Source organism: Sporosarcina newyorkensis (assembly GCF_900167515.1).
Taxonomy (GTDB): Bacteria; Bacillota; Bacilli; order Bacillales_A; family Planococcaceae; genus Sporosarcina; species Sporosarcina newyorkensis.
Genome location: NZ_FUYJ01000003.1, coordinates 380,372 through 394,707, shown reverse-complemented (window position 1 = coordinate 394,707; position 14,336 = coordinate 380,372). Strand labels below are relative to the sequence as shown.

The 14,336-nt window shown below is 39.9% G+C and carries 12 protein-coding genes; 8 read left to right on the top strand and 4 right to left on the bottom strand.

Annotated elements, in window-relative coordinates:
* Positions 1–288: 288 nt before the first annotated feature.
* Entirely contained in the window at positions 289–1,461 is a 1,173-nt protein-coding gene (gene ccsB / locus B5D59_RS08565) for a c-type cytochrome biogenesis protein CcsB (RefSeq protein ID WP_078817627.1), read from the bottom strand.
* A gap of 169 nt (positions 1,462–1,630) precedes the next feature.
* On the opposite strand from ccsB, the gene B5D59_RS08560 reads away from it, so the two are divergent.
* The 6 genes from B5D59_RS08560 (at position 1,631) to B5D59_RS08535 (ending at position 9,352) form a co-directional block, all read left to right on the top strand.
* The gene (locus B5D59_RS08560; protein WP_078817626.1) at positions 1,631–2,929 is read left to right on the top strand and encodes a sensor histidine kinase; all 1,299 of its coding nucleotides are present in this window, start codon (positions 1,631–1,633) and stop codon (positions 2,927–2,929) included.
* On the top strand, positions 2,910–3,641 hold the full coding sequence (locus B5D59_RS08555; RefSeq protein WP_078817625.1) for a LytR/AlgR family response regulator transcription factor: 732 nt from the start codon (positions 2,910–2,912) through the stop codon (positions 3,639–3,641). Before B5D59_RS08560 ends, B5D59_RS08555 begins: the two co-directional genes overlap by 20 nt.
* 293 nt (positions 3,642–3,934) lie before the next feature.
* Positions 3,935–5,164, top strand: a complete 1,230-nt coding sequence (locus tag B5D59_RS08550) for an acyl-CoA dehydrogenase family protein (RefSeq protein ID WP_245799492.1) — start codon at positions 3,935–3,937, stop codon at positions 5,162–5,164.
* Between the two features lie 206 nt (positions 5,165–5,370).
* Positions 5,371–6,921: a helix-turn-helix domain-containing protein gene (locus tag B5D59_RS08545; RefSeq protein WP_009766576.1), complete on the top strand. Its 1,551-nt coding sequence runs from the start codon at positions 5,371–5,373 to the stop codon at positions 6,919–6,921.
* Positions 6,922–7,173: 252 nt separating this feature from the next.
* Positions 7,174–7,833: a flavin reductase family protein gene (locus tag B5D59_RS08540; RefSeq protein ID WP_009766575.1), complete on the top strand. Its 660-nt coding sequence runs from the start codon at positions 7,174–7,176 to the stop codon at positions 7,831–7,833.
* 169 nt (positions 7,834–8,002) lie between these two features.
* Complete coding sequence (locus B5D59_RS08535; RefSeq protein WP_176132536.1) at positions 8,003–9,352, top strand: YjiH family protein; 1,350 nt, start codon at positions 8,003–8,005, stop codon at positions 9,350–9,352.
* Between the two features lie 168 nt (positions 9,353–9,520).
* Here B5D59_RS08535 and B5D59_RS08530 read toward each other — a convergent pair whose 3' ends face one another.
* The 3 genes from B5D59_RS08530 to B5D59_RS08520 all read right to left on the bottom strand — a co-directional run bounded on the left by B5D59_RS08530 (position 9,521) and on the right by B5D59_RS08520 (position 12,401).
* Positions 9,521–9,775, bottom strand: coding sequence for a KGG domain-containing protein (locus B5D59_RS08530; RefSeq protein ID WP_009766573.1), 255 nt, complete (start codon positions 9,773–9,775; stop codon positions 9,521–9,523).
* A 165-nt stretch (positions 9,776–9,940) separates the two neighbouring features.
* On the bottom strand, positions 9,941–11,458 hold the full coding sequence (locus tag B5D59_RS08525) for an ABC transporter permease/substrate-binding protein (RefSeq protein WP_009766572.1): 1,518 nt from the start codon (positions 11,456–11,458) through the stop codon (positions 9,941–9,943).
* On the bottom strand, positions 11,451–12,401 hold the full coding sequence (locus B5D59_RS08520; RefSeq protein WP_078817624.1) for an ABC transporter ATP-binding protein: 951 nt from the start codon (positions 12,399–12,401) through the stop codon (positions 11,451–11,453). The genes B5D59_RS08525 and B5D59_RS08520 overlap by 8 nt, the downstream gene beginning before the upstream one ends.
* Before the next feature lie 171 nt (positions 12,402–12,572).
* Here B5D59_RS08520 and B5D59_RS08515 point away from each other — a divergent pair, with 171 nt between their 5' ends.
* Entirely contained in the window at positions 12,573–13,604 is a 1,032-nt protein-coding gene (locus B5D59_RS08515) for an ABC transporter permease (RefSeq protein ID WP_009766570.1), read from the top strand.
* Between the two features lies 1 nt (position 13,605).
* Positions 13,606–14,283 (top strand): ABC transporter ATP-binding protein, encoded by a 678-nt coding sequence (locus B5D59_RS08510; protein ID WP_078817623.1) that lies wholly within the window; start codon positions 13,606–13,608, stop codon positions 14,281–14,283.
* Positions 14,284–14,336 lie beyond the last annotated feature (53 nt).

The following is a 14,336-nucleotide window of genomic DNA, read 5'->3' as shown; positions in this document are numbered from 1 at the left end:
ATTTGGTTCAGAGTGGCTTGAATAAGGTGCGGTCTGGAGGAGTTTTGGCTCGGTTCAGTTATACATTAGTGCGGTGTAAAGATACTTTGGTGCGAAATTTCTGCTTTTCTTGATTGACCACGTGAGAAAAGGGTGTCACTGAAGGATGTTTTATAAATTCAGAACAACTTCAATGCAGTGATCTATATCACTCTTCTAACATAAATTTTAAGCAGGAAAAAGTCGTCCGAAGTCGGTTGAAATGACTGTCAAAGACGACCTTTTACAGTTGATTTATCTGCTTGAACTTCAAGCATAAGAATGTAATCCGGCAATTACGAGATTGACGAATACTTGGTTGAATACAATTAGGCCAAAACCAATGATCGACATCCAGGCAGTTCGCTTACCTTCCCAACCTTGAGATGTTCGTAGATGTAAAAAAGCTGCATAAAACAACCAAGTAACGAGCGCCCAGACTTCTTTTGGATCCCATCCCCAAAAGCGCCCCCATGCCAGATGTGCCCAAATCATCGCAAATAATAAACCTCCTAGCGAGAACAAGGGGAAGCCTACAACGACAGCTCGGTACGATATTTCATCCATAACCGTAGAATTCACTTTCTTTGTTAATGGTTTTAGTAATTGTATTATTTTCTTTCTCGTTAGCATGCGAATTATCAGGTATAGAGCAGTGCCTATCAAAAATGCCCATAGAATGGTGTTGCTCTTTTTCGCATCCAGCATGTTGGAAATTTCTATGACTCCGATTGATTGTCCGCTATCTACAAGAACGGCATCTTGATTTACGATAAGCGCAGGCATAATATATGCAGCGTTCTCTACTTCCTGTTCTCTATTTTCAAACTGAATGAGTTTTTCTTCCGAGGTGAACGAAAAAAACATTGAACTCGAAATAAATCCTATTAACACGACTAGACAATACATAACGAATTCCAAGCTTCTCGTATGAACTGTCTGCGTCTCGACATCCAGAGTACGCAACAAGTAAATAATACCTGTTGCAAACGCTATTGAGAGGATTGCGCTAGAAAAAGCGACAGTAATCACATGTATAGATAACCAATTACTCTGGAGAGCGGGGATTAGAGGTGAAGCATCTCTCGTGAAAACTCCGCCAAATCCCATGATAATCAACGAGAACGGAATTGAAAATAATACAACCACAATTTGTTTGTATAGCTGGTAGAGTAGTAATGCGCTTGCTAGGAGCATGATGCCGAAGAATGTCATAAACTCGTACATATTGCTAACTGGTGCGTGACCGATTGCAAGCCATCTAAGCGCAAAATAAGTCAGTTGCAGTAATAAGGCTGCGATCGTTAAACTCATGCCTAGTCGTTTCGTCCGCTTGTTTTTTGTGGTAACCGAAAGCGCAACGGGAACGATAGCGACTAGTAAGAAGATGAACGCCACACACAGCGATTGATTGCTTATTGTCATTAGACTTTCCGTATTCATATAGTAACCTCCCGTATACCGTAACGTACTAATGAAAATAACTCAGGTACGATCAAACCTCATTATAGTCATGGTAGAATGGTTTCGGGCGATTTTATCATGATCGTCTACAAATACATCTTGAACGTAACTACTAAAGACATAAACAGCAAAATATAGAGGTGATAAAATGACAACTTTGTTTTTCCTCTTTGGTTTATTCAATTTCTTTATCATATATGGGTCTCTGTTTTATATTATGAATTTACAATTAACGATAAAGCGATTGATTTTATGCTTGGTTGTTAACACATTTGTCACCGTTTTGGCCGCTATCTATCCACAGTCACTTTGGCTTTCAATGGTTGTCAGTGTCGTTTTAATTGGCGGACTATTTTTCTTGTTTTCTAGACAGCAAATGGTCTTTTTTCATTTACTCTTTATCCATCTTTGCAGCATTCTAGCAGAATATACTGCTCTATTTTTAGTGTATACCTTTCATTTATCGCTAGTCACTCATATTGGGTTAATCGTGGTGCAAATTGCTGCGATTGTTGTGGTGTACAAAAAGTTTTTAACTCACTACGAACATCGAATTATTCTATCTAAGAGTTCTCAATTGGTATTATTACTCGTTGCGGTTAGTACCAGCATAGTCTTTTATGTTTTGGTGTTTTTGCCTGCAGAAAAAGACGATATCCAAATTTCTGCAACGAATTTAGTAATTCTGCTTTTTTATTTTGTGATTATGATAAGCCTTACCAGAATTGTTTTACATACGATGGTGAAAGATCAAGACATAAACGAAAAGCTAATAGAGCAGCAACAGTTCACTCAATACATGAAATCACTTGAACAAGTGAATCGAGACATGCAGATTTTCCGACACGACCACGCAAATATACTGCTTTCATTGCGTGGCTATATTGAAAATGAAGATGTAACAGGGCTAAGAAAATATTTTGAGGAACAAATTATAAAAGCAGAGCAACGAACCTTGTTTAAAAATCAATTGTTTAGCCAGCTCGACCGTTTACAGATAATTGAATTAAAAGGACTGATTTCCACCAAATTATTGCTTGCTGATGAATCGTCGATACCTATTTCTGTAGAGGTTCCAGATGTGATTGAAGATATATCTATGAATCGTCTTCATCTGTCGCGAGTTTTGGGAATTCTCTTGGATAATGCAATCGAGGCATCGACCGCTTTAGACTCTCCTCAAATTAACTTGGCTTTTCTATCCGTGAATAACCAGGTCGTCATCGTGATCGAGAATAGACTGTCAGATAGCGAGATGAATATTCAACAAATATTTGCAGAGTGGTATTCAACGAAAGGGGAAGATAGAGGAATGGGCTTGTCTTCCGCTAGGAAAATCTTATCCGATTATCCGAATATTACTTGGAATACGCGTGTTGAAAACCAATGGTTTATTCATGAAATTATGATCGCAGGGAGGGATATGAGTGCGGGTTATCATATGTGAAGACAATCCAGTTCAGAAAGAGTTTATCTACAAAGAAATTATGAACTATGCAAGTTTTCACGAACCAAGTATTGAAGTGGTCTTGTGTACAAGCACGCCGGACGACGTACTAACTTATCTTGATCATTATCAGGCTGACTGTTACTTTCTGGATATTGAGTTGGATCATCATCTGGATGGGATGGACTTGGCCGTAACTATTCGGAAAAAAGATCCGTTAGCCACTATTATTTTTATTACAACTCATGCGGATCGTTTGAAACTTACATTTACTTATAAATTGGCAGCACTTGATTTCATTGTGAAAGATACACCCAATCAAATCGCCTCACAAGTTAAAGAAGCATTAGAGAGCGCATTTGTAAAATACACGCAACTTGGTGAAGTGGACTCATCAGAAGTTATTCAAATAAAAATTGGGGAGCGCATTAAAAATATAAGGCTTCAGGATATTTATTATTTCGAAACCTCTACGATTCCACATAAGATTACCGTATATGAGAAGAATGGATATTATGAGTTTTACGGCAGATTAAAAGATTTTGAAGAAGCGAGCACTTCTTTTTATCGGTGTCATAAGAGCCTTCTGATTAATCTGCAACATGTAAATGAATTGGATAAAAAGAAACGTACAGTTACGATGACAAATGGTGCTATCTGTGACATTTCGTTTCGAGCATCCGGGGAATTGCAAAGAAGAATAAGAGACTAGTGCTGATTGTGATGTGAATATTAATTTATTTGTTAAACTGACCAACCATAGAGCTATCCGAGAAGTCATTTTTATCTCGGATGGTTCTTTTTTTATTGGAAAACTATAAAATTAATAAATTGATCGTATTTATAATACGGACGCTGAGTATACAGTTTAAGTTAACATTAACAGATAATTATTTAAACATTGAATCTTTACTATTACGTAAAATATGATAAAGTAAAAAGAGTAGAGCTAGCTTTTCGAATAACTAAATAGCAAGTTAATGAAAAATTGGAGTGAACATTTTGGTGAAAATTAGTGTAATGGAAAAAGAAAAACAACAACAGGGAATCATGGAAATACCACAATGGTGGACATGTCCAGAAGGGCATGAAGAGTTACAGAAAGCAGCACATGTACTAGGAGAAAAAGAACTGTTGCCCCGTGCGCTCGTTTCAGATCAAGAGAGAAAGTATCCACGCGAAAGTTTACGTGAGGTTGCGAAAGCTGGCTATTCAGCAGTTACCATACCGGTTGAGGCGGGTGGTCTTGAAGATGGATTCACAGCATTTGCAGTACTTTCGGAAGTTTTTGCACAGTATTGCCCATCCACTACGATGTGTTGGGTGATGCACATGACAACTGCTCATACAATCTACGAGGCTGGAACTGAAGAACAGCGTCAGCGTTTGTTACCGCGCTTGCAGGCTGGACATGTCGGAGGATTGGCGTTTAGTGAAAAAGCAACTGGTGGACACTTCTGGAACGTTGGCAGTGAGGCGAAACGGAATGAAAGCGGTTACTCGTTGGATGCAGAAAAATCTTTCGTGACGAGCGGGGGAGAAGCGGACTTTTATTTGGTTGCGACTACTTCTCCTGAAACAAACGATCCGGATAATCTGATGTTTTTATTAGTCGAAAACGATCAAAAAGGTGTGGAAGCTTTCCCATTCGATGCAATGGGTTTACGTGGAAATGCTAGCGGGCCGATGAACTTTAAGGAAGTTCAAGTCTCTCTTGAGAACCGTATTGGTGGCGAAGGCGGTATGGGTTATTTCAACGACAACACGATCGATCCTTTATTCTTACTAGGTTCAGCGGCGTGCTGGGTAGGGATCGCGCAAGGTGCATTGAATATGGCCATCAACGGAGCAAAGCGTACCGTTCACGCGGATACAGGTTCTTCCGTGGCTGATTATCAAGTAATTCGTCATGAGCTGGCTAAGGCGCAAATCAAGATCGATAGTGCGCGCAGCATGTTGTATCGAACAGCGGAGGCAATGGATCGCTGTCAGAAGGAAGGCCGGGAGTTATCAGAATGCTTATATCCATTATGGCAGCTGAAGACACATGCAGCAGATATGGTCATTGACGTGACAAATGCAGCGTTGCAAGTGTCTGGCGGTCGGGGTTATATGACGGGACAAGTGGAAAAATTTGTGCGGGATGGACGCGCGGGTGCAATTATGGGCCCAACTAATGAAGTATTGCGTGAGTGGGTCGGACGTACGTTAATTGAAGTTCCTTGGCTGGATTGAAGTTAGAATCTTATAGCATTCTATAACCCTATTTATGCAAGCCAGAAGACAGTATCGCGCAAGTATAACTTAAGCATAATTAAAAACAGGCAAAGGCAGTGTGTTCACTGCTTTTGCCTGTTTTATGATCCACCATTAATCTGTACAAACTATCAATTTACATTAAATAAAAGGTAAAATTACTAAGAATCAGTAGGAGGCAATGGATGAAAATTCTTATAGCGGAAAGAGATGAACTTGAACGAAAAGGGATCAGATGGGTTTTATTATCAAACCAGATTTTAATAACACAATTAAAAGAAACGGACAATGAAGAAGAGTGTCTTGATATTCTTTTCGATTGGAAGCCGGATATTTTAATTGTAGAACTTGAGATGCTTACCCATTCACGAAAACAATTAACAAATTTACTGAGGGAATTGGAGATAAAGACAATTGTCCATACGCATCATAAAACATTTGAAGCAGCTGAGCAGTCATTAAATATGAAGGCGGAGGCTTTGTTTATAAAGCCCTATGATACAAACGAATGGTTACATACGATGAAAAATACAGTAATTAATTCACATAAAAAAACTAGTGAAGACAAAGAAAACTTTATCCATCATGGATGGGCATACGACCTTTTATTTGGAAGAGTATTCAACGACTCACTCATTTTGGACCAAGTCCGAACTTGGGGCTATCAACAAATTCCCACACTGGTTGTAGCCCTTAGCCTTGATAAGTCAAATCAAGGAGAAGTGGATCTGACCAAGTTAGTCCATTTTATCAATAGTGAATTTCAATCTTACCGCCCTTTTGTGCTAATCGTAGAAGATCATCTCGTCTTGTTATTTAGTGGAGAATATTTGGCTTCTGATCAAGAGCCAATTCATTCGTTAAGACGAATATTAGTGTACTTTTGCCAAAAAGCGAAAAGTGAAAGAGGTCTTTCCTTTTCTGCAAGTATAGGGAAATGGTATAACAACCCGAAGATGGTACACCAATCGTATTGGGAAGCAAAACGTGCCCTGTTACGCCGATTCTACTTTGGAGGGAATCACGTATTTCCTCCGATTGAAAACTTAGTTTTAACCGAAATAGATCCCTTTCTTTCCCCTGAGGAAAGCGATGAATTTATGAAGCACTTGCGGAATATTGATCGTGAGATGCTGAAAAATTGGCTTAATGATCAGGTAAATAACTATTCAATAACAGAAGAAAGTTTCCCGGATTCTGAAAATGTCCGTATTCGATTAACAAATATTCTATCTCATATAAGACGCTTCATGTTAGAAAAAGTATATCTGCTTGAAGAAGAACATCTTTATAAAAAATTATTTAACAATATATTATCAGGCGAAGTATTATTTGACATTATTCATAATATACTATCGTTTTGTTACCGATTATGCGATCAAGTCGAAAAAGAAGAAACTTCCTATAATTCTATTCTAATAAAAAAGGCTATTCAATATATCAACGAAAATTATGCTACTTCAATTACTCTTGAAGATATTTCGGCTTTTGTAAACCGAAATAGCCAGTATTTCAGTTCGATGTTTAGAAAACAGATGGGCTGTACATTTACAGATTATTTACAAAGGAAACGTATTAAAGAGGCCCAAGTGCTTCTTATGGGAACTACGATGACGGTTTCTGAAATAGCCGAACAAGTAGGATTTACAGACCCGGGCTATTTTAGTAGGGTCTTTAAAAAAGTCATAGGCTATTCTCCGAGCTTTTGGAGGACACATAATAATCCTACTATCTAAAATCTGTCCATATAAACTGGATAGATTTTTCTTTTTGTCGTCTAATTATTTTATATTTTCCTAAAGTTATATATATTGTCCATAGCGTGGTAGGTTGCAAAAAGAGTAGGATTAATCTAACGAACAAAGAAAGCGCTTTCCGTTAGGTTATTAGTGATTAAAGGAGGTGGTCCAGCTACAGGATTGGTGCAATAAGAAGCTTGTGAACTCAATTTATTCCATAAATATCATATACACTTAGGAGGAAAATACATGAATTATTCACCAAAGAAAGGCGAACATCACGGTTTGCCATATGACCCTTTTAAAAGTAGTGCTATACCGCGCCCGATCGGATGGCTTTCAACTCAATCAAAAGATGGAGTAGACAATCTGGCGCCTTACAGTCAATATCAAAATCTTACGTGGGACCCGCCGATGGTTATGTTTGCGGCTAATCAGTCGATATTAGGCGGAAGAAAAGATACCGTCCGGAATGCTGAGGAAACGGGCTGGTTTGTTTGGAACATGGCTACCTGGGATTTACGTGAAGCAGTGAATATTTCCGCAAAGGCTTCTACAGATGACGTTGACGAATTTGAAGCAGCAGGAGTAGCAAAGGAAAGTTGTATTGAAGCACCTGGTGCACGTGTGGCCGGATCACCGGTCCAATTTGAATGTGAGTATGTACAGACGATTAGAATACCAACTGGTAATGAAGTCTCCACAGTAGATCTTGTTATCGGACGAGTAGCCCACGTGCATATCGCTGATGACATCATTCTTCCAAATGGAAAACTGGATATCTTGAAAATAAAACCGATCGCACGTCTAGGATACTATGATTATACTGTGATCAATGAAATATTTGAAATGAAGGCACCAGCTGCCTCAGCAGAGGAGTTAGCCGGTTTAGAGGGGAAAAATGTATAAAACGAACAGTATATTCTATTGAATTTTGAGATCAGAGACATAAGGCTATGTTGAGTAAAAACTGCACATACCTTGTGTCTTTTATATCTTGAACTTGCCAATAATATTTTTTTGCCAAGAGAATTTCGAAATTTTAAAAAGCTGTTTACAAAAAAGGAGGTAACATACTGTGCCAAATCTTCAAACAACAAATGTAGAAGAGAATCCTAAGCTTCAAGAACAAACCATGAGTAATGTGCCCAATATCTTAAAGTTTGTCGGCTTTAGTTTGATTGGAATATTTATTTTTTTCGCTCCAATCAAAGTTGATGGAACATCATCCATTCCTCTTGATCACATAGTTACATGGATCAACACAACTTTTCCATCTCTTACTCCGATATACGCTTTACTTGTTATATTAGGAGGAGTGATCTATCCATTTGCAACAAAAACGTGGAATAAAAGCACATTTAATTTAGTTTTTACATTACTGAAGATAATAGGTTTAGCAGTAGGAATTATCATCTATTCAAAACGAGGTCCTGATTGGTTAATGAATGAACATGTAGGACCGTTCCTATTTGATTCACTAGTAGTCCCTGTCGGTATAATGGTTCCGTTGGGCGGGGTTTTTTTAGCTTTATTACTGGGTTATGGACTTTTTGAGTTTGTTGGAGTTCTTTTTCAACGGGTTATGAGACCGATATGGAAAACTCCGGGACGTTCTGCTGTAAGCGCTATGGCATCCTTCGTTGCAAGCTTTGCTGTAGGTTTATTAATTACAAATCGGGAGTTTAAGGAAGGTAAGTATACAATAAAGCAAGCTGTTATCATTGCAACTGGGTTTTCAACTGTAACTGTTGCTTTCATGATTATTGTTGCTAAAACATTGGATCTTATGAGTGTTTGGAATTTGTATTTTTTTGTGACGGCCTTTGTAACATTTTTCGTGACGGCTATTACCGTAAGGATTTGGCCGATCAGTAAGTTACCAGATGAATATTATAACGGTATGACAGGGGAACCGGAAACACTTATCACGGGTAACTATCTACAGAATGCTTGGAAACAAGCAATGGAAGCTTCTAATAATGCAACAAATTTCGGAAAGAACCTTTGGGTGAATTTACGTGATGGTATGGTCATGACGATGAATATGTTACCGACTATCTTATCTATTGGCTTAATCGGAATACTATTGGCAGAGTATACACCCATTTTTGATTTTCTAGGATATATTTTCTATCCATTTACTGCTTTAGTGCAATTGCCGGATGCATTCCTAGTTGCTAAAGCGGCTGCCATTGGTGTCACCGAAATGTTTCTACCGGCATTATTAGTCGTTGAGGCGGCAATCGTATCAAAATTTGTCGTTGCTGTCGTCTGTGTATCATCCATTATATTTTTCTCGGCGAGTATCCCTAGTATTTTGTCTACAGAGATTCCAATCAGTATTCCAAAGCTTCTTGTTATTTGGGTACAACGTACAATTTTAAGTATTCTTGTTGCTACACCACTGGCCTATCTTTTATTATGAGATAGACATAAAGGACATAGTGCCCTCACTACTTTTTACAAGGTTTACTGTACATTAATAAAAAACGAGGCTGTCCTGAAAGTCATTTCTGACCTCCGGGACAGCCTCGTGCTTATGTGAAGTAAAATGCAAGAGGGGGAATCCTGTCATTACATCACGTAGCATCCATTAGGAATTATTGTTTTTGTTTGAGTTATTGTTGTTTTGTCTAGCGCGAGCTTCTCCGCCTTTTTGGCCGATTTCCTCGTAGAATTCTTTGTCATGGTTTCGAGCAGTGGCTTCTCCGCCCTTGCGTCCGATTTCTTCATAGAACTCATGGCCATGATTTTTAGCTGTTGTTTCTCCGCCTTTTTGACCTGCTTCTTCAAGGGACATTTTGCTACGGTTGTTTTGGTTCTCCTGGTTGTTGTTACGTTTTGCCATAATGAAAATCTCTCCTCGTTTTTTAGTATTGTTCGTTACATCCTCTGTATAGCCCGCTCACATGATTTTAAACTTTTTAACTTTGAATCGATCACTAGGAATGGCTTGCTAGGTAACTGAAACAACCTGGGATCTCTGAGCTGGTTGCGGATCAAAAAAATAAAATTAATTTAGTAAATTGTTCTCCTGCAAGAAGGTTTCCGCCACTTCCTTTGCACTTATCTCTTCTACGTTCACCTGATAATTCATCTCACGCATTTCGTCATCAGTCACAAGACCCGCGAGTGAATCGAGTACCTTCTGCAATTCAGGATATTGTTCGAGCGTCTCTTTCCGTAACAGGGGAGCTCCTTGGTAAGGAGGGAATAACTCTTTGTCATCTTCCAGTACCGTTAAATCATATTCTCGAAGCTCACTATCCGTAGAGTAAGCGTCCATCAAATTAATTTCTCCTGCTTCTATCGCTTGATAGCGCAATTTCGGCTCCATTTTTTGGACGGAAGGGAATGTCAGACCGTAGAGCTTTTGGATGCCTAAGTAGCCATCTTCTCGGTCATTGAATTCTAAAGTGAATCCAGCTTTTACGGCTTGTTCAACAGCAGCGAGATCTGATATGGTCTCTAGATTATATTGCCGCTGGAAAGTTTTTGAAACGGCAAGCGTATACGTATTGTTATAAGACATAGGTGATAATAATACTAGGTCAAATTGATCTTCCAATCCCTTTTTAGCTTGCCGATACACTTCCTCGCGATCATTACTGGCCGCTTCCTCTTTCAAGAACTCAGATAAGGCTGTACCCGTGAATTCAGGATAGAGATCGATGCTTCCCGACTGTAAAGCATTGAAGACGAATGAAGTTTTCCCAAGTCCGGGTTTTAATTCGACTGTCAGTTCGGTCTGATCCTCGATGAGCAGTTTGTACATATTAATGAGAATCTCAGGCTCAGCACCAAGTTTTGCACCTATTACGAGTTGGTTTTTAGAACTTCCACCAATCAAAGGTGCAGCGACCATTAGGATTGCCGCTACGGTAAATGCCGCAAAGGCGATGATGGCTTTTTTGAATGAAAGGCCTTCAAATATCTTCAGTAAATAATCGAAAAATAATGCCAGCAGAGCAGCGGGGATTGCACCAAGCACAATAAGCGAAGGATTATTCCGATCAATCCCAAGCAGGATCAAATCACCGAGACCGCCTGCTCCAATCAACGCCGCAAGTGTTGCCGTTCCGACAATCAGTACCATGGAAGTACGTATCCCCGCCATCATTACAGGCATAGCAAGAGGCAACTCGACTTTCATCAAGCGTTTCCATGTATTCATACCCATTGCAGTGGCCGCTTCCTTCAATGAAGGATCGACTTCCTTAATACCCGTGTATGTATTACGTAAAATCGGTAGCAAGGCATAGGCAACCAATGCAATGATTGCCGGTACTTTCCCGATACCAAATAAGGGGATGAGAAGACCAAGCAAGGCAAGTGAAGGTATTGTCTGCAGTACGGCACTTGCTCCGATGACCGTTTCCGCTATTTTTCGTTGATTGGTTAAATAGATACCGATAGGAATAGCGATTACTACCGCAAACAATAAGGAAATCAATGAGATTTGAATATGTTCCAAAAGAGCTTCCAGCAATTGACCGCGCCGATCTTGGAATACTTCCATGAAATTATTCATTCGGCACCGTCCCTTCAAGTGATTGTTCCGCTAAAAAGCGGAGGATGCCTTCTCTCGTGATAAAACCGACAATCTGTCCTTCCTTCTCAATCGCTATTCGTTCATTAGAAGCTAATGATTGCACCAGAGACCCCCACTCGCTATCGAAGGGCAGAGTGGAGTGAGCAGAAAAACCATCTGGAACTGGCTCCAAATTTTCCACAATAGAAAACTTCCTTGCTACAGCCGTCGCAGTAAATTCTTGGACAAATGGAGAAGCGGGACGCGTTAGTATTTCTTGCGGAGTAGCCACCTGTTCGATTTTTCCATCATTCATAATGCACACACGATCACCCAATTTAAAAGCTTCCTGCAAGTCATGCGTCACAAAAACAATAGTCTTTTGAATAGTGCGCTGTAGATCCAAGATATCATCTTGTAACTTAACGCGACTGATTGGATCAAGAGCGCTAAATGGCTCGTCCATTAATAAAATGTCTGGATCTGCAGCCAATGCTCGTATCACACCTACTCGCTGTTGCTGGCCTCCTGACAGTTCTTGTGGCTGGCGATCACGGTAGATGTGAGGGTCAAGTCCGACCATTTTCAGTAATTCTGTCACTCGCTGCTGTACTTGCTCTTTTTTCCATCTTTTTAACTCGGGAACGATTGCAATATTTTCCTCTATGGTCATATGCGGAAAGAGCGCGATCTGTTGTAAAACATAGCCGATTTGCCAGCGAAGTTCGTGGATCGGGTAGTCGCTGATTCGTTTGTCATCGAGCCAAATTGTTCCCTTTGTGAGCGGGATCAAGCGATTGATCATCTTAAGGGTCGTTGTTTTTCCGCAGCCGCTTGGACCAACCAGAACAAGAAACTCTCCCCGCTCGATCTGCAGATTGAGAGAATCTACTACTAAACGCTCGCCATCATAAGTTTTCGAAACATTTTCAAATCGAATCATCTGTATCACTCCTTCAATATTTCGATTTTCACATAATGAAATGTGAATAGGAAATTATATCCCTTACCATTCGCTGTTTTTCAACTTAACGAATTGTAATGTCCAGTTCATCCTCCGTTCATCTTCGCTGGGTAAGATAAGAGCATAAAGAAAAACACGGAGGCGGTATCCATGAAGATTGCATGGAAAGAAATGAAGAAGAGTAAAGCAAAGTTTTTAATCTTAGGGTCGATTATATTCCTAGTAAGCTTCCTGACTTTTATTATTTCGGGACTTGCCAATGGATTGTCACAAGACAACGCAGCGTTGATCAAAGATTTACCGGCGGGACAATTTTATTTAGATGAAGATGCCAATCAAACGTATAACCTATCTAAAATAGATGAAGACGTACAGAAGAAGACATTGGCAGACAACCCGGATGCAACGGCTTTCTCAATCCAAATGGGATTTGTCAATGATGCGGAAGATAAACAGCACAGCGTCGCATTCGTCACTTCTACAGATTCCGATCTGTTCCAAAACGTTAGAGAAGGCGAGATCATTCTCGATCGTACGCTTGAAGATGAAGGAATCAAAGTTGGCGATGTCTTGACCAACAACCAATTTAGCGGCGAGTTCGTCGTCAAGGGATTTGTTGATCAGCAGAAATATAGCCACGCACCTGTTGCGTTCATTCAAATGAAAAATTACCAAGAAATCTACCGCGTGATGGAAATGCAGGCAATCTTCATTCCAGGTAAAGACGCACCAACAATCAGCGGGGTGGAGTCTTTTTCTAATAAAGAATTCTTAAACGCGATTCCAAGTTATAGTGCGGAACAGATGTCATTGAACATGATCGTTTGGTTTCTCGTCATCATCAGCGGAATGCTATTTGCGATTTTCTTCTATATGATGAACGTCCAAAAGATCGGATTGTACGGTATTTTGAAAGCGATTGGTATGAAAACATTATCGTTGTTCAGGATGATCTGGTACCAGATGATTGTTATTACCGTAGTTGCATTAGCGCTTTCCATTGCGCTCAGCCAAGGGTTCAGCATCGTTGCTCCTGAAGGAATGCCGTTCCACTTGACTCTGGATACTGTCTTTATGTTGTCTGGAGTATTTTTAGTTGTTGGTTTCATTGGAGCAACGATTTCAGGTTTCCAAATCAAAAAAATCGAACCGCTTCAAGCGATTCAACAAGGAGAGATGTAAAATGTCTGCTTTTACTATTGATGAAGTGAAAAAGACGTTTACGAATGGTGAGATTGAAGAGGAAATATTGAAAGGTGTCAATTTGACATTGAAAGAAGGAGAAATTACCGCTTTGGTCGGTCCTTCTGGTTCGGGCAAATCTACAATCTTGACGATCGCAGCCGGTTTGCAAAGTGCATCTGGCGGAGAAATCATCTTTGAAGGAAAAGATATGACGAAAATGAGCCAAGAGGATATTCGGCATATACGTGCCACCGATTTCGGCTTCGTCTTCCAGTCCTCTCACCTAGTACCTTTCTTAACGGTAGAAGAACAGTTGCAATTAATGCTCGAAGTGTCTGAGACGAAAACGAGCAAAAAAGAACAGTCAAAAGCTATAGAGGAGATATTGAAACTAGTGGATATGGAACACCGTAAAGACGCATATCCTTCTTCCTTATCTGGAGGAGAGCGGCAACGGGTGGCGATTGCGCGTGCAATCATTCACCGTCCGAAAATCCTATTTGCGGATGAACCGACAGCAAGTTTAGATACGAAGCGTTCAAAAGACGTCATGGAACTGTTGCAGGAATTGACACGTACACTGCATTTAACTACGTTGATGGTTACACATGACGAAGAGATGTTACCTTATGCAGATCGCATTATCACGATGAGAGATGGATATATTGTGGAGTAAACAGATGGCGGTATTTTACCGCCATCTGTTTTAATGTGTGCGTATATAAGTTC